The sequence below is a fragment of the Candidatus Eremiobacteraceae bacterium genome, assembly GCA_035314825.1.
In the GTDB taxonomy this organism is placed as follows: Bacteria; Vulcanimicrobiota; Vulcanimicrobiia; order Eremiobacterales; family Eremiobacteraceae; genus JAFAHD01.
Genome location: DATFYX010000041.1, coordinates 1 through 19,655 on the forward strand (window position 1 = coordinate 1; position 19,655 = coordinate 19,655).

General features: G+C 64.8%; 18 protein-coding genes. 10 read left to right on the forward strand and 8 right to left on the reverse strand.

All coding sequences use genetic code 11. The features are described from left to right. Positions 1 to 1,358, forward strand: a 1,358-nt coding sequence (locus VKF82_05235) for a TonB family protein (GenBank protein ID HME81459.1), incomplete at its 5' end; no start/stop codon positions are given. Here the strand turns inward: VKF82_05235 and VKF82_05240 are convergent. Further along, positions 1,351 to 1,725, reverse strand: a complete 375-nt coding sequence (locus VKF82_05240) for a hypothetical protein (protein HME81460.1) — start codon at positions 1,723 to 1,725, stop codon at positions 1,351 to 1,353. The two genes, VKF82_05235 and VKF82_05240, sit on opposite strands and share 8 nt — an antisense overlap. 131 nt (positions 1,726 to 1,856) lie before the next feature. Between VKF82_05240 and VKF82_05245 the strand changes: the two genes are divergently transcribed. The 8 genes from VKF82_05245 (at position 1,857) to mce (ending at position 9,195) form a co-directional block, all read left to right on the forward strand. Next, positions 1,857 to 2,225: a VOC family protein gene (locus VKF82_05245; protein ID HME81461.1), complete on the forward strand. Its 369-nt coding sequence runs from the start codon at positions 1,857 to 1,859 to the stop codon at positions 2,223 to 2,225. Positions 2,226 to 2,228: 3 nt separating this feature from the next. Beyond that, positions 2,229 to 2,624: a VOC family protein gene (locus VKF82_05250; GenBank protein ID HME81462.1), complete on the forward strand. Its 396-nt coding sequence runs from the start codon at positions 2,229 to 2,231 to the stop codon at positions 2,622 to 2,624. A 44-nt stretch (positions 2,625 to 2,668) separates the two neighbouring features. Beyond that, positions 2,669 to 4,219, forward strand: coding sequence for an acyl-CoA carboxylase subunit beta (locus tag VKF82_05255; GenBank protein ID HME81463.1), 1,551 nt, complete (start codon positions 2,669 to 2,671; stop codon positions 4,217 to 4,219). Then, positions 4,216 to 4,401: a hypothetical protein gene (locus VKF82_05260; GenBank protein HME81464.1), complete on the forward strand. Its 186-nt coding sequence runs from the start codon at positions 4,216 to 4,218 to the stop codon at positions 4,399 to 4,401. The genes VKF82_05255 and VKF82_05260 overlap by 4 nt, the downstream gene beginning before the upstream one ends. Further along, on the forward strand, positions 4,388 to 6,154 hold the full coding sequence (locus tag VKF82_05265) for an acetyl-CoA carboxylase biotin carboxylase subunit (GenBank protein ID HME81465.1): 1,767 nt from the start codon (positions 4,388 to 4,390) through the stop codon (positions 6,152 to 6,154). The genes VKF82_05260 and VKF82_05265 overlap by 14 nt, the downstream gene beginning before the upstream one ends. A gap of 92 nt (positions 6,155 to 6,246) precedes the next feature. After that, the gene (locus VKF82_05270) at positions 6,247 to 7,161 is read left to right on the forward strand and encodes a hypothetical protein (protein ID HME81466.1); all 915 of its coding nucleotides are present in this window, start codon (positions 6,247 to 6,249) and stop codon (positions 7,159 to 7,161) included. Between the two features lie 34 nt (positions 7,162 to 7,195). After that, complete coding sequence (locus tag VKF82_05275) at positions 7,196 to 8,782, forward strand: methylmalonyl-CoA mutase family protein (GenBank protein ID HME81467.1); 1,587 nt, start codon at positions 7,196 to 7,198, stop codon at positions 8,780 to 8,782. Next, positions 8,782 to 9,195 (forward strand): methylmalonyl-CoA epimerase, encoded by a 414-nt coding sequence (gene mce / locus VKF82_05280; protein HME81468.1) that lies wholly within the window; start codon positions 8,782 to 8,784, stop codon positions 9,193 to 9,195. Before VKF82_05275 ends, mce begins: the two co-directional genes overlap by 1 nt. On the opposite strand, the gene VKF82_05285 is transcribed toward mce, so the two are convergent. The 6 genes from VKF82_05285 to VKF82_05310 all read right to left on the reverse strand — a co-directional run bounded on the left by VKF82_05285 (position 9,192) and on the right by VKF82_05310 (position 15,731). After that, on the reverse strand, positions 9,192 to 11,003 hold the full coding sequence (locus VKF82_05285) for a DUF4127 family protein (GenBank protein HME81469.1): 1,812 nt from the start codon (positions 11,001 to 11,003) through the stop codon (positions 9,192 to 9,194). The two genes, mce and VKF82_05285, sit on opposite strands and share 4 nt — an antisense overlap. After that, on the reverse strand, positions 10,949 to 11,647 hold the full coding sequence (locus tag VKF82_05290) for an ABC transporter ATP-binding protein (protein HME81470.1): 699 nt from the start codon (positions 11,645 to 11,647) through the stop codon (positions 10,949 to 10,951). Before VKF82_05290 ends, VKF82_05285 begins: the two co-directional genes overlap by 55 nt. Continuing rightward, the gene (locus tag VKF82_05295) at positions 11,647 to 12,393 is read right to left on the reverse strand and encodes an ABC transporter ATP-binding protein (GenBank protein HME81471.1); all 747 of its coding nucleotides are present in this window, start codon (positions 12,391 to 12,393) and stop codon (positions 11,647 to 11,649) included. The genes VKF82_05290 and VKF82_05295 overlap by 1 nt, the downstream gene beginning before the upstream one ends. After that, positions 12,390 to 13,391 carry a branched-chain amino acid ABC transporter permease gene (locus VKF82_05300; GenBank protein ID HME81472.1) on the reverse strand — a complete coding sequence of 334 codons (1,002 nt, stop codon included), beginning with the start codon at positions 13,389 to 13,391 and terminating at the stop codon, positions 12,390 to 12,392. Before VKF82_05300 ends, VKF82_05295 begins: the two co-directional genes overlap by 4 nt. Beyond that, the gene (locus VKF82_05305; GenBank protein HME81473.1) at positions 13,391 to 14,269 is read right to left on the reverse strand and encodes a branched-chain amino acid ABC transporter permease; all 879 of its coding nucleotides are present in this window, start codon (positions 14,267 to 14,269) and stop codon (positions 13,391 to 13,393) included. Before VKF82_05305 ends, VKF82_05300 begins: the two co-directional genes overlap by 1 nt. 130 nt (positions 14,270 to 14,399) lie before the next feature. Further along, positions 14,400 to 15,731, reverse strand: coding sequence for an ABC transporter substrate-binding protein (locus tag VKF82_05310; protein HME81474.1), 1,332 nt, complete (start codon positions 15,729 to 15,731; stop codon positions 14,400 to 14,402). Between the two features lie 285 nt (positions 15,732 to 16,016). Here VKF82_05310 and VKF82_05315 point away from each other — a divergent pair, with 285 nt between their 5' ends. After that, positions 16,017 to 16,538, forward strand: a complete 522-nt coding sequence (locus VKF82_05315) for a hypothetical protein (GenBank protein HME81475.1) — start codon at positions 16,017 to 16,019, stop codon at positions 16,536 to 16,538. A 71-nt stretch (positions 16,539 to 16,609) separates the two neighbouring features. Here the strand turns inward: VKF82_05315 and VKF82_05320 are convergent, their stop codons facing one another. Further along, positions 16,610 to 19,501: a TonB-dependent receptor gene (locus tag VKF82_05320; protein HME81476.1), complete on the reverse strand. Its 2,892-nt coding sequence runs from the start codon at positions 19,499 to 19,501 to the stop codon at positions 16,610 to 16,612. Positions 19,502 to 19,655: the final 154 nt, after the last annotated feature.

Consider the following 19,655-nt stretch of genomic DNA (forward strand, 5'->3'; position numbering starts at 1 on the left):
CACCGCAAGATCTGCAACCACCGGGGGACCGGCGAGGCCACGCGGTGTTCGGCATGACACCCGACGGCGCGACGAACGGTCCGGCGGTGGACTGGAAGACGCTGGCGCCGGGTGTCGGCTACCTGCGCATCTCGTCATTCCCTGATTCCATGCAGAGCGTGCTGCGATGGGCCATGAGCGACGTCGGGCGCGACCGCGCGCTCGTGCTCGATCTGCGCGGCAATCCGGGCGGCTTGGTCGACTCGGTCGATGCCGTCGCGGGTGTGTTCTTACCGGTGGGGACGCTGATCTCGACGGGCACGCGACGCTATCACTTTTTTGGATCCCAACGCTTCACGGCGACCAGCGACGCGGGCGTCACGTACGGCGGACGCTTGGTGGTGCTGGTCGATACGAACAGCCGCAGCGGCGCCGAGTCGCTCGCACGCGCACTGCAATACTATCACCGTGCCACACTGGTCGGCACTCAGACCGCAGGCAAGGTGTTGGGCGTGGACGTCGAGATGGCGCTCGACGACGGCGGATTGTTGAGAGTCGCGACGCTTGACATGCACGCGCCCGACGGCCAGCGTTTAGAGGGTCACGGCGTATCTCCGGACCTCACCGTGAGCGCCGCCACGCGACAGGTCCCGGCGGCATTGGCCTTGCTCGATGAGACGACGACGACGGCTCCCACGGCGGCCCCCGATGCGTTCGGCTGTCCGATCGGTGTGAAAGGTCTGTGGCGCAGAGCGATCGGGTCGGTCCATGGCTACATGATTTACCGGTTGGAGATCGAGACAACCGGTCGCATCGATCGAGCTCGGCTCCTCGCCCAGGGCGCCAAGGGCACGGAGCCTAGTTCGATATTAGCTCGTGGCTTGACCGGCAAGCAAACGGTCTACTTTACATGGCCAAGCGATGACGTAATCGGGTTAGAGGTCGTCGAGGTCGGTGGCAATGGCATTGCGGAAATGACGGGTTGTCTTGGGGCGCCTGGTCATTCGATAGAGATCGATAAGGACTCTTTGCGCTTCCCCGAAACGCAGACGTTTGACGATAGCCAAGTCAGCTTGGGACCCGAAATTATGACTACCCAGAAGGTCACCGACGCGGACTTCTTGACGAAAGTGTCTCCCAAGTATCCTGAGCTTATCAGAGAGCAAGGTATACAGGGTTTCGCGACAGTCGTCGTGATCGTCGAGAAGGGAGGCGATCTGATCGACGCAAGAATTTATCGATCTTCGGGAAACAAGGTGCTCGATCAATCCGCAATCGACGCTGCTCGCGCATCTACTTATTCGGAACCACGGATAGGCGACACACCGATTGTGGAAGCCTATCTCGCGGAATATCGCTGGGGCCTAGAGCCTAGGTAGTGCCGGCGAGTTTTTCCGTCAGCTTCTTATAGACCGCGTCGTGCAAGTCTCGGCGTTCGACGATCACTGCGGTGGGCGCCGACTGCCGGCACTTGTCGATGTCCTTCGCGGGCACGTCAGTCAGGAACACCGGCACATTGCGCGAGTTGAAGCCGTCTTTGATATATCGCGCCGCTTCGCGGCCATGCGAGGGGATGCGCCCGAGCGAGATGACGATGACATCGGGCCGCTCGCGGTTGAGGACATCGAAGAACGTCGGCCAGCGCGGCTCGGCTTCGACCAGTGACGCGCCCAATGCGGTGAGCGCCTCGCGGCGCGCAGCGCAATCCGGGTCGCTATCGAACTGGAGCAATAGTATCTTGGCCACGGTCGGATAAATTCGACCGCTCCATAGTTTCGGCCTGGGCAGCCTTGGCAAGGAAAGCGCAACCGCCGCCGAATCCCCCGTGCCCGGCGTCACAAGCCGGCCCCGTTATGGAAAGTTTGAGGAGTATTCTGATGGCAACCGCTGGAGCGACCAAAGTCAAAGGCATGGATGCGTCCTACTACACCGTGAAGGACATCAAGCGCGCAACTAAGTTCTACAACGCACTCCTGGGCCAAGAGCCTACGGTAACGGTCGGCGAGACCGTTGTCGAGTACACGTTCCCGAACGGCGAAACGTTCGGCCTGTACCAGACCGAAGAGTGGACGCCGCATGGCGGCATCTTGTTCTCGGTCGATGACGTCGGCGCGGCCGTCGCGGAGCACAAAGCGCGCGGCGTGAAATTCGACGGCGACGGTCACATCGAAGACACGCCGGTGTGCCACATGGCCTTCGGCGAGGACAGCGAAGGCAACACGTTCATCCTGCACCGGCGCAAATAGACGATGGCCACAGCTGAAGCGACAAGCGTCTGGGGCGTCGACGCGATCTACTACAGCGTCCGCGACCTAGACCGCGCGACCAAATTCTACACGGACCTGCTCGGCATGGAGCCCACCATGCCCATGCCGGGCTTCGGCGCCGAGTGGACGCTGCCAAACGGCGAGGCGTTCGGCATCATGAAGCTTCCGGAAGGCATGGAGGCCGAATTCGGCCGCTACTGGCGCGGCGGCTCGGGCGTCATGTTCGCGGTCCAGGATCTCGACGCGATCGTCGCCGCGGCCAAAACTCGCGGCGTCAAGTTCCACGATGATGGGAAGCTCGCCGAGACCCCGATCTGCTTCATGGTGTTCGGCGAGGATAGCGAAGGCAACACCTTCGCCTTGCATAAGCGCAAGTAGCCCCTGAGCGGGGACGCCCGGCCCGCACACGGAAACCCGCGTCCATGTCGCACGAGTCCGAACTCGATCTTCTTGCGAAGAAGCGGGCGCAGTCGCTCGCGCCCGCGGGCGAAGCCGCCATCGCCAAGCAGCACGAACGAGGCAAGCTGACCGCGCGCGAGCGCGTCGAGCGCCTGCTCGATGGCGGCAGCTTCGTCGAGCTTGACGCCTTTGCGGTGCACCGCACCGACGCATTCGGGCTGGGAGAGCGCCGCTTCGTCGGCGACGGCGTGATCACGGGCCATGGCACCATCGACGGCCGGCGCGTCTGCATCTTCTCTCAAGACTTCACCGTGCTGGGTGGGTCGCTAGGCGAAGTCTTCGCTGAGAAGATCTGCAAGGTCATGGACCTGGCGGTCAAGATCGGCTGCCCGATGATCGGCATCAACGATTCGGGCGGCGCGCGCATCCAAGAGGGCGTGGTCAGCCTGGGCGGTTACGCGGAGATCTTCTGGCGCAACGTGCAGGCGTCGGGCGTCATCCCGCAGATCTCGCTCATCGCCGGACCGTGCGCCGGCGGCGCCGTCTACAGCCCCGCCATCACCGACTTCATCATCATGGTCGACAAGATCTCACAGATGTTCATCACCGGACCCGAGGTCATCAAGACGGTCACCGGCGAGGAGGTCTCGTTCGAAGAGCTCGGCGGCGCGGTCACGCATAACGCCAAGAGCGGCGTCGCGCAATTCGTGGCGGCAGACGAAGACGAAGCGTTCGAGCAGATCAGGCACTTGCTCTCGTTCTTGCCTCAGAACAATTTGGACGATCCACCCTCCGTCGAGCCCGAGGACGACCCGAAGCGCACCGACCCGGGTCTCATCGATCTCATCCCGGCGGCGCCGAACCTGCCATATGACATGGTCAGCGTGATCACGCGGGTGGTCGACGACGGCGACTTCTTCGAGGTGCAGGCGCTGTATGGCGGTTCGTTGGTGGTCGGCTTTGCGCGTCTAGGCGGCCAGCCGGTCGGCATCGTCGCCAATCAGCCGAAAGTGCTGGCGGGCGTGCTCGACATCGCGTCGTCCGTCAAGGGCGCGCGCTTCGTGCGTTTCTGCGACGCGTTCAACATCCCGCTGGTCGTGTTCGTCGATGTGCCCGGCTTTCTGCCCGGCACGAGCCAGGAGTTCGGCGGCATCATCAAGCACGGCGCCAAACTGCTCTACGCGTTCGCCGAGGCCACCGTGCCCAAGGTCACGGTGGTCACGCGCAAGGCGTATGGCGGCGCGTACGATGTCATGAACAGCAAACACATCCGCGCCGATTTCAACGTCGCGTGGCCGACCGCGGAGATCGCCGTCATGGGACCGCCAGGGGCGGTGAAGATCATCTTCCGCGATGAGATCGCTGGCGCGGCCGATCCGGCCCTCAAGACCGACGAGCTGGTCAACGAGTACGTCGAGCGCTTCGCCAACCCGTACGTGGCGGCCGAACGCGGCTACCTGGACGACGTGATCGACCCAGCCAACACGCGCCCGGTGCTGATCGACGCCCTGCGGACCCTGCGGACCAAGCGCGTGGCGCGCCCGGCGCGCAAACACGGCAACATCCCGCTTTGAAGATCCTCGATGTGACGCCGCAGCCGACGGCCGAAGAGCTCGCGGCGATCGAGGCAGCGTTGAAAATCGTCGAGGAGAATGCGCGGACGAATACATTCGACGGTCGAATAAATTCGACCGCTCCATCGCGCACGGCGTGGTTGGAGGCGGCGCGGCGCGAGGCGCTCGATGACGGCGTTTAAGAAGATCCTCGTCGCCAATCGCGGCGAGATCGCGTTGCGCGTCATCCGCGCGTGTCGCGAGCTCGGGATCCCGACAGTGGCCGTCTACTCCGACGCCGACCGCGGAGCTGTCCACGTGGGCGCCGCCGACGAGGCCTATCGGCTGGGCCCCGCGCCGGCTGCACAATCGTACCTCAACGTCGAGCGGCTGATGGAGGTCGCGGCCCAGTCGGGCTGCGACGCCGTCCATCCCGGCTATGGCTTCCTTGCTGAGAACGCGCGGTTCGCGCGCACCTGCGCCGAGCACGGCCTGACGTTCATCGGACCGTCAGCAGACCTGATCGAGATGATGGGCGGCAAGATCGCGGCGCGGCGCGCGGCGACGGCGGCGGGCATCCCAGTCGTGCCGGGAACGATCGAGCCCGTCACCAACGCCGACGCCGTGCGCACACTCGCCAAGCAATTCGGCTATCCGATCGCGATCAAGGCGGCAGCGGGCGGCGGCGGCAAGGGTCTGAAGGTCGCGCACGACGCCGGCGAAGTCACGCACGCGATCGAGATGGCTCAGCGCGAGGCGTCGGCCTATTTCGGCGACGGCACGCTCTATGTCGAGAAATATCTCGCGCGGCCAAAGCATGTCGAGGTCCAGATCTTCGGCGACAAGTATGGCAACGTCGTCCATTTTGGCGAGCGCGATTGCTCGATGCAGCGGCGCCACCAAAAACTCGTCGAGGAGACGCCGGCCTCCATCTCTGCGCAAGTGCGCGATGGCCTGCTCGCTGCGGCAGCAAAGCTCGCGCGCTCGATCAAGTACGACAGCGCGGGCACGATCGAATGCCTTGTCGATGATGACGACTTCTACTTCCTCGAGATGAACACGCGCATCCAAGTCGAGCACACGGTGACCGAGATGGTGTGGGGCTTGGACTTGGTCAAGGCGCAGATCCGCGTCGCGGCGGGCGAGCGGCTCTGGTTCTCACAGTCCGATCTCTCGCCGCGCGGGCACGCCATCGAGTGCCGGATCAACGCCGAGTCGCCAGCCGACGATTTCCGGCCGCACGCAGGGCGCATCGAGCGTTACAGGGAGCCCGGCGGTCCGGGCGTGCGCGTGGACGCCGCTGGGGTCGCGGGCACCGTCATCCCTCAAGAGTACGATTCGCTCATCGGCAAACTGGTCGTGTGGGGCCAGGACCGCGACGAAGCGCGCGCGCGGATGCAGCGCGCGCTCGGCGAGTTCGACATCGCCGGCGTGGAGACGACCATCCCGTTCTTGCGCATGCTGCTCGCCGATCCGGCGTTCGCACGCGGCGACTATACCACGCTGAGCGTCGACGAGTTCAGGCGGCTGCACGCAAGCGCTATCGAAGCGGCGTACCCGCGCGCGTCGAGCGAGGGCGGAGAGGGCGCCGCGGAGCCCAAGCCGACGACGCTCGCAGTCGAAGTGGACGACAAACGCTTCAACGTGCGCGTGCTGGGCCTGAACGGCGCCCGGACGGCCGCGTCGCGGCGCGCGCCGCGTTTCAAACCTGCCAAGCGCGTGAGCACGAACTCCGCGTCGGTCGCCGCGCCCATGCACGGCATCGTCGCCGAGATCCGAGTCAAACCGGGCGATAACGTGCAAGATGGCCAGGTCGTGGCGGTCATCGAGGCGATGAAGATGATGAACGAAGTGATCGCGCATCGAGCCGGCGTCGTCGCGTCGATCAGCGCCAAGGCGGGCGATACGATCGAGACCGGTTCGCCCCTCCTCGCACTCGAGACCCTCGGGGAGTGACCGATTGTGCCGTTGCCTTGAAGCTCGAGGTGTGCTGCATCGACTGACCGAAAAGCCCCAAGCCATCGGCGTGGCTCGTGCTGGGAGGCCCTATGAGTTCGAAGCCGGTCATCACGTTCGTCTTATCCGCATTGGTCATGGGTCTTGCCGCATGCAGCAGCAGCTCCACCAGCACGCCGACGCCAACGCCGCTTGCGCAGAATCTGTACGCCGTCGACTTCAACTCGGGCAAGCTTTACGTCTACCCACTGCCCGCCTCCGCCGCATCCATGCCGACGGTCACCGTCGCCACCGGCTTCACGGCGCTCTACGACGCGGAGTTCGATTCGTCCGGGATGCTTTGGGTCGACAACGATTTGAATCCATCGATCATCTACGGGTACATGCTGCCTTTGACATCCGCGAGCGTGCCGGCCGCGACGGTCAACATGACCGGTACGAACAACGCGCTCAGTTTCACCTTCGATCCGACCGGCACTCTGTGGGTGGTGGACGATGGGAACGGCGCGCTGCTGGGTTTCCATGGACCGTTCATGGGTGTATCGACCCCCGCAGCGTTCGCCGACATCGCGATCACCGCCCCAGCCAACGTCATCTCGGACAGCAGCGGCGACCTGTATGTGGCCGCGAACGACCACGTGGTCCGGCTGAACGCCCCGCCGACCACGATCAATGCGAATCTTTCGCCGCTGACCCAACCGATCGCGATGCTGCTCGACACCGCGGGCAATCTGTACGTCGGCGACTTCGCGAATGGCAATCTGTATCGCTATAACGCGCCGGTCAGCGACGGCGCGACGCCGGCGATCACGGACCTGCAAGCGACGAGCGCTCTTATCCATCCCTACTACATGGCGCTCGACCACGCGGGCAATCTGTACATCTCCGACTGCTCGAGCACGATCAAGGTCTACGCCACGGCGTCGTTCAGCGCCACCTCTGCGCCGGCATATACGCTACCATTCCCGGGCGGCACGGGCTGCTCGACCGGGCTCGCCGTCCGCTAGGCTGCGGCATCGGGAGCGCCGAACGGCTCTTCTGATGCACGAACGAGAGACCGACAGCGGCATCCCGATCAAGCCGGTCTATACGGCTGGGGATGTCGCCGATCTCGACCTGGCGCACCAGCCGCTGCCGGGCGAGTATCCGTTCACGCGCGGAATCCAGCGCGAGATGTATCGCGCGCGCTTGTGGACGATGCGCCAGTACGCCGGCTTCGCCACAGCCAAAGAGTCGAACGAGCGCTATCGTTATCTGCTGGCACACGGGCAGATGGGACTGTCGGTAGCGTTCGACCTCCCGACGCAGATGGGCATGGATTCGGATGCGCCGTTGGCTTCCGGTGAGGTGGGCCGCACCGGCGTCGCCATCGACACCATCGAGGATATGTCGACGCTCTTCGACGACATCCCGTTGGATCAGGTCAGCGTCTCGATGACGATCAATGCGCCGGCGGCCATCCTACTGGCGTTGTATCTCGCGCTCGCACGGCGGCGCGGTATACCGTTCTCGAAATTGTCCGGCACGTCGCAGAACGATATCCTCAAAGAGTACGCCGCGCGCGGCACGTACATCTATCCGCCGGAGCCGTCGATGCGGCTGGTCACCGATCTGATGGCGTATTGCGCGCGCGAAGTGCCCAAGTGGAACACCATCAGCGTCAGCGGTTATCACATCCGCGAGGCCGGCTCGACGGCCGCGCAAGAGCTCGCGTTCACGCTCTCCAACGGGCGCGCCTATTTGCGCGCCGCCGCCGACGCCGGGCTGCCGGTGGACGACGTCGCCGCGCGCATGTCGTTCTTCTGGAACGCGCACAACGATTTTTTCGAGGAGATCGCCAAGTTCCGCGCAGCGCGGCTGCTGTGGGCGCAGATCGTGCGCGACGGTTTTGGCTCGAAGTCCTCCAAAGCGTGGCTCATGCGCTTCCACACCCAGACCGGCGGCTCGACGCTTACCGCCCAGGAGCCGGAGAATAACGTCGTGCGCGTCGCGCTGCAGGCGCTGGCCGCGGTGCTGGGGGGCACGCAATCACTGCACACCAATAGCATGGACGAGGCGCTCGCGCTGCCGACGCAGGCCGCGGCGAAACTCGCGCTGCGCACGCAGCAGATCATCGCCTATGAGAGCGGTGTCCCCAACACCGCCGATCCGTTGGCCGGCTCGTACTTCGTGGAGCGCCTGACCTGCGAGCTGGCGGACAAGGCGCGAGAGATCATGGCCGAGGTCGACAAGCGGGGCGGTGCGGTCGCGACGATCGAGAGCGGTTGGATGCAAGAGCAGATCGCCGACAGCGCGTACCGCGCGCAAGCGCGGCTTGAGCGCGGCGAGGCGACGGTCGTGGGCGTCAACAAGTTCGTCGAACCCGGGTCTTCTTCTGCCGCGCCGGCGCTGCAGCGCATCGATCCGTCGGTCGAGCGCGAACAGCGCGAGCGGCTGGCGGCGTTTCGCGCGCACCGCGACGGCTCGGCGGCCGCAGCGCGGCTGGCCGCCGTCAAACGCGCGGCCTCATCGGGTGCGCCGCTCATGCCCGAATTCGTCGAGGCGGTCGACGCCGGCTGCACGCTCGGCGAGGTCGCCGATGCGCTGCGCGAAGTCTTCTCAGTCTATCATCCGGCGGCCGTCGTGTGATGCACGAGCCGCACCTTGACCACATCGCGCTCGTGGTGGCCGATCTCGAGCGCAGTGCGGCGCTGTACGCGTCCCTCGGCTTCGAGCAGCGCTACCGCGAGACGGTAGCCGATCAGGGTGTGGAGATCGTCGGCATGCGCGCGGGCGACTCTACGATCGAGCTCTTGCGGCCGCTGTCTGCAGATTCGCCGTTGGTGCGCTTCTTAGGCGACAAGGAATCCCGCCTGCACCATATCGCGTACCGAGTCGCCGACATCGATGCCGAACTATCGCGGCTGCGATCGCACGGCGTTCGCCTCATCGACGAACGCCCGCGCCGCGGCGCGCACGGCAACCTGATCGCGTTCATCCATCCGAGCGCGACCGGAGATGCTCTCATCGAGATCTGCCAGCCACCCACACCTGCCGCTTAGGGCGAGGCGGTCTTCGGCGCCAAGCGAGAGTCCACGCGCACTTCGAATGTGCGCTGCCACGGCAGGTACAGCCCTAGCTCGCTTTGCGTCCAACCGTCGGGCGCGAAGGAGCCGTCGAAGATATCGATGGCCAGCGGCCACAGCATGCGGCGCATCTGCGACTCGGCGTTTTGCGTGCCGACACCCAGCGCGTAGGTGTCATACCCTCGCGCGCGCAGGTCGGCGTTGAGCGGCGGCCGGACGAGCAAGCGGTACGCGTAGTCATCGACGTAGCGGTCGAACAGGAAGTTCGCCCGTGCCGACACCGGCGAGCTACCGAAACGCTCGCCGAGCGAGAAACACGTGCCGGCCGCGAGCGCCGTGCCGGCCGAGTTCGCGGTCGTGTTCCATGAGGCGTAGGCGACCGGGCGGGCGGCCACTCCCGCCGCGCGCAAAGCGTCAACGGTCATGCGCTCCTGTTCGGGGGCGTCGGCAATAAAGGTCAAGTCCGCGATCGCGATGCGGTATCCGTGGCGCACATCGTCGGTCAGCGAATCCAGATAGCTGCGCAAATCCGGCGTCGTCGATGGCACGATGACGTAGAGCCTGAGATCCACCAGATAGCCAGTCCTGGGAAGGTTCAACGCCCGCACCAGCCCGTCGATCGTCTGTCCGACCGGCGCATCCTCAAGCGGGTCTTGCATCTGCGGGCCGCGCGGAGTCGAGTACTCGATTGAGATCGGGGGATACCACGCCGCCGCGTCCTCGATCGCGCGAGTCACCGCCACCATGCCCATCTCATCCGCGCCGGAACTGATGGTCACGCGGTCGCCGACCCGCAGCCGGCCGATCAGCGCGCGCAGACGGCCTTGCTCGCTGATCTGGAGACCGTCGGGGGATCCGGCGTCATCCTGCGTGATCGCCAGCCAGGCGACGCTGCCCTGTGCGGCCATCGTCACAAGCGATTCGTCCGTGTCGATATCACGCGCACGCGCGCCGATGTAATCCCAATACGCGCTGTCGGGGATCTGCCTGCGGTAATCCGCCAACTGGACGGCCTGGTCGGGCGACGGATGCGGTGCCCCCGCGAGGCGAGCGTACGATGCAAGCGCGTCGAGGTATGCCTCGCTTTGCGGCGTCTCGGTCGGCGTGAGGCGCATGATCGTGCCGAACACGTAGATCGGAACCGTAGGATGGAGCTCGTGAAAGCGGGCCAGCGCGCCAATCCTGGTGCGTGCGTCGGCGAGCGGCGTTGCTGCGGTGCGCGAGGCCACGAGGCCCCCATACGCGAGCATATCGGCGGAGACCACCAGCGCGCTCAGGCCCGTCGTGTCGAGACCGAGCAGCCAGCGCGTGAGCCCGTCGGCATCGCCGGCCTGAATGAAATGCCCGAGCAGGCCAGGCGGCGGCAGGATCAGTTGCGCGCCGCAAATCGCCGCCGTCCGCTGCGGGAAAAGCTCGGTCGCGGGGCGATCGTCCATCGGGATGAACGCGATGCGTATCGAGCTAGGCGGCGTCGCCGCGGCCGCGGGTGCGACGAGCGCGCCTGCGATCGCGGCGCAAGAGATCGCAGTCGTGAGAAGCGCCCGGGCGGACCACGCCGATAGCCGAGGCGTTGGCGACGGCGAGAGCCGGAGCCACCGAGCGAAGGAGTCAAAATATCCCGAAGATCCGAGCGTCCTCGGCGCAGGCGTGGTCCGCCCGGCGCGAGCCGGCGGTCGAATGAATTCGACCGCTCCATATCGCCGTGTGGGCGGTCGAATGAATTCGACCGCTACACCGAGAGGTAGCGTTGCATCAGCTCCTGATCCGCGCGCAGCTGCGCCGATGTATCGGAGGCTACGATCTGCCCGTCGGAGAGGACGTGGGCGCGATCGGCCACCGCGAGCGCAACGCGGGCGTTCTGCTCGACCAGCAGCATCGTCAGGCCCTCAGTCTTCATCTCCATGATGGCTTTTTGGATCGCCTGCGCGATGACCGGCGCGAGGCCCTCGAGCGGCTCGTCGAGCAAGATGATCGCCGGGTTCTGGATCAGCGCCCGCGCGATCGTCAACATCTGCTGCTCGCCGCCTGACAGCGACTTCCCTTCGTTCGTCTTGCGCTCTTCAAGCCGCGGAAAGAACTCGAACACCTTCTTGTAATCCCACGGGCCTTTGCGGCCTGCAAGCGTGGCAAGCTTGAGGTTCTCCAGCACCGTCAAGTTCGGGAAGATGCGCCGTTCCTCGGGCACGTACGCCACGCCGCGGCGCGAGATGGTGTACGGCTTGAGGCCGGTGATGTTCTGCCCGTCGAGGGTGACGGTTCCACTGCGTGGCGGCGTGACGCCGGCAATCGTCTTGAGCGTGGTGCTGCGGCCCGATCCGTTGCGTCCGATCAGAGCGACGACCTCACCGCGATCGACGTCGATCGAGACGTCTTGCAAGATGTGGCTCTTGCCGTAGTACGTGTTGAGCCCGCGCGCTTCGAGGAACATCAGATGGCGGTCCCCAGGTACGCTTGCTGCACCTGCGCATTGCCCTTGATCTCGGCGGGCGAACCCTCTGCGATCTTGCGCCCGTTCTGCAACACGGTGATCGTGTTCGAGAGCGACATCACGAGATCCATGTCATGTTCGATGAGCACGATCGTGTGCTGCTTGCTCAGGTCTTGCAGCATCTGCATCGTCTGCTTCGACTCGTCAAGCGACATGCCGGCGGTCGGCTCGTCGAAGAGCAGCAGGCTAGGATTGGCCGCGATGACCAGGCCGATCTCCAGACGCTTCTCGTCGCCGTGCGAGAGCGTGGCGGCTTGGGCGTACGCGAAGCGCGTCAAGCCGACCCGCTCCATGATCGCCTCGGCTTTGTCGTCGACCTCGCCCAACCACTTCGGCCGCACCAGGATCCCCGGCGCGTCGCCGTACGTCGCCTGCACGGCCACGCGCACGTTCTCGAACACGCTCAGCCCGCCGAAGATGTTGCTGATCTGGAACGAGCGGCCGATGCCTTTGCGCGTGATGAGGTGCGGCGGTAGACCCGTGATGTCCTCATCGCGGAAGAATATCTTGCCGGCCGTCGGCGCGAAATTACCGGTGAGCATGTTGAAGAACGTCGTCTTGCCCGCGCCGTTGGGGCCGATGATCGCGTGGATCTCGCCCTCTTCGACCGCGAAATCCACGCCGTCGACGGCCTTGAGCGAATCGAAGTACTTCGAAAGCCCCTCGGTGCGGAAGATCGTGCTCATGCGCGCCTCGCGCGCAGGCTGCGCCACGCGGTTTCAGCCAGACCCCAGATGCCTTGGGGCGCGAACAGCACGAAGCCGACGAACACGATGCCGATATAGCCTTCCCAGAACTGCGTGTACGTCGAGATGTACTGCTGCATGAACTTGAACAGGCCGGCGCCGAGGATCGGCCCCCAAAACGTCGGCGCGCCGCCGAGCAGCGTCATCATGACGATGTCGCCCGACTCCGTCCAGTTCAGCTCGCCCGGGTTCACCGCACCGTTGTAGTAGCCGAGCAGCACGCCGCCGACCGCCGGCAGCAGCGCCGACAGAACGAAACTGTTGATCTTGTAGCGCGTGACGTCGAAACCGAGGAACTCCGCGCGCTGACGGTTCTCGCGGATCGCGTGCAGCACCGCGCCGAAGGGCGAGTGGATGATGCGCCACATGAAGAGGGTGAGCAGCCACGCGACGATCGCGCAGAACACGTAGAAATGGAGCTCGTTGTTCATGTCGAGGTGCGCGTGGCCGAGCACGTGCTGCGGCCGCGGAATGCCCTGCAAGCCGTCATCGCCGCCGGTCACCGCGTTCCAACGCTCGCCGACGAAGTTGAGCACCTGGCCGACGGCCAGCATGATCATCGAGAAATAGATACCGGTGCTGCGCGGCACGATCGCTCGCGCGAGGACAAAGGCCAGCAGCATCGTGGCGGCGAGCGCAAGCAGCATCGAGGGCCAGAACGTCCAGCCGTGATTGAGGATCACAAATGCCGCGAAGTAACCGGCAAGGCCGACAAACGCCGCGTGCCCGAACGACAGCTCGCCCGTGTGGCCGTACAGCAGATTGAAACCGAGGGCGATCATGCCGAAGATCACCATATTGGTGGCCAGCGCGACGTTGCTCTTGAGCAGATGCTGCATCACCCACGGCAGGACGAGCAATACGAGCGCCCAGGCGATCAGCGGCACCAGGCCGTTCCAGCCGCTGCGCGGTCGCTGGACCGGTATCGTCGCCGCCATCAGTCGAACAGGCCTTCCGTGCCGAACAAGCCGCGCGGCCTGATCAACAAGATGAGCAGCATGAAGGCGAACGGCACGATATCTTCGGCGGACGAACCGCCTGGGATCAGCTGGACCGTGAATTCCTGCAGCAAGCCGATGATGAGCCCGCCGACCACCGCGCCCCAGAACGAGCCGATGCCGCCGACGATCACCACCAGGAACGCGATGATGATGTAGGTGGCGCCCATGTTCGGATCGATGTTATAGAGCGGCGCTTCAAGCCCGCCCGCCAGGCCGCCCAGCAGCGACCCGAGGCCGAACACCACGGTGAACGTCAGCGGCATGTTGATGCCCAAGATGCTCACCATCTCGCTGTCGCGCGTGCCGGCGCGGATCGTCAGCCCGAGATTGGTGCGCTCGAGCATGAGGTAAACCAAGATGACCACGACGATGGTCACGAGAACGACGATGAGACGGAAGGTCGGGTACTGCATGAAGCCGAGATTGATCGATCCCGCAAGCCAGCCGCTGGGCGAGAGCGGTTCGGGCGTGTCGCCCCACACCTTGCGGATGATCTGGACGAAGATCAAGAACGCGCCGAACGTGAACATCAGCACGTGTTCCGGCGGCCGGCCGTAGAGGCGGCGGATGAACACGCTCTCCATGAGCATGCCGAGCACCGCCATGCACAGCGCGGCGACGATGATCGCCGGGAACAGACCGATCTTGGTGGAGAGCGTAAACGTGATGTACGCGCCCAGCGCGAAGAACGCGCCGTGCGAGAAGTTGATAACGCCCATCAGCCCGAGGATGATGTTAAGACCGAGGGCCAGCAGCACGTAGAGCATGCCGCGCGTGAGCCCGTCGAAGACGGTCTCAGCGATCTGGTTCGGCACGATCGCGACGTAACTCAGCGCGATGGTGAGCAGCGGTAATGCGTTCAGCGTCGTCTTCGGGCTCCGCTACGTGAGAGGCGCCGGTTTGGCGGCCGGCGCCTCCTGATGGTCCAACCGATCGCGCGCCGGCTTACGCCTTGGTCTTCGGGGTGTAGCCTTCGCGCGTTGGGATGGTCTGGGTCGCCAGCTTCGCCGGCGCATCGCTTTGGCTGCACGGCTCGAGGGTTTCGCTGGCCGGCACGATCTGCGTGATCTTGAAGAACTGGTTGGTGTATTTCCATTGCGACTTGGGGATGGCTTGCTGGACGACCACATCGAGCTCGTTCTGGTGGTCGCACGCGCGGATGTGGCAGAACTTCTTCTGCAGGCCGTTGAACGTGAGGTCTTCCATCGCGTGCACCAGGCGCGTCGCCTCGGTCGTGCCGGCGCGCAGGATGCCGGTGATCGCGGCCTCGGTCGCCAGCCAGCCCAGGTACATGCGCCAGTCGACGTACGTGGCACCGGCCGCTTTGAGCTTGGCGACGAGCTGCTGGGAGCCTTCGGTCGGATAATCGGGCGACCACGGTGCGCCCCAAATGCCGCGGTTGTTCTCCGGACCATACCCGAGTCCGACCTCGACGCCGTTGAGCGGCCCTCCGACCTGTTTGAACACCTTGTCCAGGCCCAGCTGCACGTACTGCTTCAATCCGTTGACGAGATCGCCGCCGTACCAGCTCAGCACGAGCACATCGGCGCCGCTGTTCTTGGCCTTGGTCAGCTGCGCGGTGAAATCGCCGGAGTTGACGGGGAACGCGGTGAGCTCGTTGCCGAGCGACTGGCCGCCGTTGGCTTCAAGGACGGTTTGGAAACCGGCTTGCGCCGAATGTCCGTACGCGTAATCCGGGGTGATGAAGAACCACTTCTTGCCGAACGGCAGCAGCGCTTTGGCGGTGGCGTTGGCGAGCATCGAGTTGGCGGCCGTGGTGCGGAAGCAGCACAGGCGCGCGTTGCTGCCGGTGATCGTCGTATCGTGCGTTCCCGCGGCGACGTAGACGATGCCGAGGCGCTGCGCCAGCGCCGAGAGGGCTAGGCCGACGCCTGACGAGACCTCGCCGACGAGGACGTCGACCTGATCCTGCTCGATGAGCTTAGTGGCGTTGGGCACGGCGACGTCGGGCTTGGCCGCGGTGTCGGCGTGGATGAGCTGGATCTTGCGGCCCAGCACGCCGCCCCTGGCGTTCCACTCGTCGACGCAGACCTTCTTGCCGAGCGACTGGCTCGCGCCGCTGACCGCATAGACGCCGCTGGTCTCGTCGACGTCGCCGATCAGGATGGGCGCGTTGTCGGCCACGGTCGCCGGCGCATAGCCGAGCGAGGTCGCGACGCCTGTGCTCGCGCCCGCGGCGGCGGCGGCGGCGACGCCGATGCCGCCGAGAAAATCTTTGCGGGTAAGCGACTTATCGGGGCGCTCGGATTTCGACATGGTCTCCCCTTTCACGTGGGCCGCTCGCTCTACGCACGTTTGACGCCGTCACATGAGCATGTGCGACGACGGCGCCATTCTTCGTGCGAGCAGAACGGAGCGTAACGGTTGCTCGGTATTATGCCCGCTTTTTGCCGTCTCCTGTGGGGCGGCCTGGGGCCTGGACGCCCGCCGGCCTGGGAACCGCCCAAGACCCGCCGATCGGCGTCGCGATAATGTAACCTTATGCGCGAAGCGTTAGTATACCCGGGGTAAGCACATCACGGCGAAAGGAGACTCATCCTCATGCTCGCAGGTCCCAAAATCGGCTTTCATCGCGTGGCGGCTGCCGCAGCGGCCCTTTCCTTGTGCACGGCGTTGATCGCTCCCATGACCGCCGCAGCTTCTCCTACGCCCGCACGAATGGTCGCCGACGGCGGCGGCGTGTGCGGCAGCCTGGAGATCGGCAACAGCAACAGCGCGGCGGTGCTCGCCGCAGAGAACTGCTTCTCCAAAGCCTTCACGAACTGCGACGCCGCGGTGATCTCGGTCGCCTATCACGGCGGCGATGCAGGCGTCGCGCGGACCTTCCAGACGATGCGCACCAACACCGACTCGTGCGAAGTCGCTGAGGTCGTCGATCACTACAAGGGCTCAAACGTCGCATCAAGCGACACGTATCTGTGCAACGACGTCAAACAAGGCGGCGATGGTCTGACCTTCACGAACTGTGGCGCCGATGGCACCGTCTTCGTGCCGGCCAATCTCACGGCCAGCAACTCGCAGAAGCTGCTGACCATATCGTTCAAGTACCGCCAAACGGCGTAGACGATCGGAGTCGGTGGAAAACGCGTAGCGGTCGAATGAATTCGACCGCTACACTTTTTTTGGCTGGGCTCTTAGCCGCCGACTTGGTAGTGGATGAACATCCGCACCACGCCGGGCCCGACCACGTTGCCGTTCGTCAAGCCGAGCTTGCCGTTGGCCAGCGGCTGCGCGTTGCCCGCGAACTGGTTGATGGCCACTCCCGACCAGATGCCGAAGAGGTTGTCGACCGAGACCTGCGCATATGCGTTGCGCACGATCGGAAAGCGCGCGGTCGCATTCCAGACGAAGAACGGCGGCACGTTGTATGAGTTGTTGTTGCCGTAGTACGTCGTGCCGAGCGAATAGTAGTATCCATTAGAACCGGTGTAGTTGAGCTCGCCGTATCCCTGCGCATAGGGGATGCTCTGGTTCGAGATCGCGTTAAAGCCGCCGGGCGATCCTGAGTTGCCGCTGCTCAGGTAGTTCAGGCCGGGCAGAATCGCCAGGTTCGTGGTGTACGGCCCCGCGGTCGTGGCGTAGAACGACGGCTGCATGCCGTACGGGAAGGCGCGCAGCAGCGCGCCCTGGACCGTCCAGCCCAACCCGATCGGCGGGGCGCGGCGCAGCGAGCCTTCGATGCCGCCGTAGTACGCCGTGCCCAAGTTCTGGTTCTGGGTCGTGAAGACCGGCATGACGATGCAAGCGCCGCCGCCTGACGGCACGACGCACGCCGTGCCGTTGGAGAATTGCGAGGTCAGGAACTGGTTCTTCAGCCCGGTGGTGTAGACGTCCCACGAGATGATGTTGAAGCCGTCGCCGTAGCGGATGTCCTCGCCGAGGTCGCCGCCGAACGCCGTCTCCGGCTTGAGGTTCGGGTTGTTGAGCGTGTCGGTGGCGAACGTGTTGGTCTTGTTGGGCACGGGCGTCGAGTTGGGCGTCGAGACCAGCGCGAGATAGGGCGGCGCGATCGACGTGCCGGCCGACAAGCGCCACGAATCGTTCGGGTTGGGATGGTACGTGATGCCGGCCCGGACGTCGTAATGGTAGTTCGTGACGGTGTTGAACGTCATGCCGGCGTCCGGCGACGAGTGCGTCGTGTAGATCTCGTAGTAGTTGGACAGGATGTACTGCCAGTCCGAACCGCCCTGGAAGATGCCGCGCAACAGCACGGTGCCGAAATGCTGGTACGAGCCCGCCGGCACCGTGTTGGTCACGGTCAGGCCGGTCGGATTCGGGATCGCCGGCGGCGACGGCGTCGGATTCGGGTTCGTCGCGCCGTAGCTATAGGCGTTGGTCGTCGAGTTGGTCTGATCGTAGCCGAGGGTGATGACGTCATCCTCGCCCATCGGATGATCGTACTCGAACGAGCCGCCGTGCAGCTTGTCCTCTTCGGTCTGCTGGAAGTATTGCTGCGGGATGACGAGGTTGGCCGGCTGGCCGCGGAACGTGGTGAGCACGGGCGGCGGCGCCGGCGTGGAGGTGTTCGCCGGATTCGGCGTGGCCTGCACCGTGACCGTGCCGTACAGGTTCATGGTCGAGCCGGTGAGCTCTTGCGGCGTGGTCAGGCCGTTGTATTGCAGGCGGTTGATGCTCGCAGAGTACCAGCGGACCAGCATCGTGTCTTTCTTGATCGCCGTGCGGACCTCGGCCTGGAAGATCGGCTCGTTGTTGACCTCCCACTCGCCGGGCGGGAAGAAGATGTTCTGCCACACCTCCATGGGGCCGGCGGGCACCGGGCCGTTGTAGTTGCCGGCGCTCGCCGGTGCGAAATTCGTCAGGATCTGGCTGAGGTGGTTGCCGTTCTGTTCGGTCCAGGTCTGGCTGCCCAAGTAGCTCACCGTCGCCGACGTCGAATTCGAGAAGTTGTAGCGGAACTTCGCGAGTTCGTTCTTGTTGTCGAACGTCGTGCTGACCGGGAAGCAGCATGCGATGAGGGTCGAATTGCCGGCGAACGGATTGTTCTGGTAGATCGGGTTGTTGGTCGCGCTCGTCGTGAAGCCGACCTGTTTCATGCCGTTGATGATGGGCGCAGTCGAGAGCGTCGTGAAGTAGCCGTCTTGGTTCAGCGGTCCGTTCGTGCCGTTGACCGCGTAGTCCAACACGTAGCCCAGTTTGCCGCGGTCGACCGTCCCCGAGGCGAGGAAGTTCGAAAAAGTGCCGCCGTAGCCGTAGACGCCGAAGTCGACCGCTTCGATCTGCTTGCGCGTCGGCTCGCGGGTACGGAAATTGACCGTGCCGTTGATGGCGTAGTTGATCTCCGGCTCCGATGCGCCTGGGCCTTTGATCACCTCGACGTCGCTGAGCAGGTACGAGTTCAAGAACGTGGTCACGTAGTCGCCGAAGGCGCCGACCGACACCGGGTGGCCGTCGATCAGGGACGCCGTCTCGAACGAAAGGCCGCCGCGGATGTTGGGGAACGTGATGGCGCCCGGTGCGGCTGCGTTCGCGCTGGTGCCCGGGTGGCCGGTGACGATGCCGGGCGTCTGATCCATGAGGCGCGCCACCTGGAGCTGCCCCTGATCGCGGAACATCTGCGGGGTGACCACGGCGACCGACGCGGGCGTCGTGTTGAAGCCGCCGCGATGAGCGGTCACGACGGTGCGGCCCAGCGAACGGATCGACGAGAAGGACGACTGGGCCAGCGTGATGGTCACCTGGACCGCTGAACCTGCTAGGACGAAGATGTCGGTCACGCTGGTCGAGACGTAGCCGCCTTTGGAAGCGCTGAGGGTGTAGATCCCGGGCGCAAGCGACAAGAACGCGAAGCCGCCCTTGTTGTCCGTGGTGGTCGACGCCTGGGACGCGCCGTTGGCTGAGACGACGACGCCCGCCAGCGCCGTGCCGGAACTGTCGCTCACCGTTCCGGCGACGGCGCCGACGCTTGAAGAGGCGGGCACGGGTGCGGGCGCTGACATCGCCGGCGCCGCCAGCAACTCGACCGACGCGCACACCGCTGCGCACGCGCTAAGAATAGCTTTACTCACGAGTCCTCCCCGCAAAGCGTCGACCACCGCCTGTCATCGGACGGCGTGGCATAAATGTACGAGGGCGAGCTTATCGGGCGGTTAACGGCGCGTTGTGCAAATGCAACCTAGTTTATGCGGCCGTTAAGGGAATCGACGCGCCTTAATTCAAAGG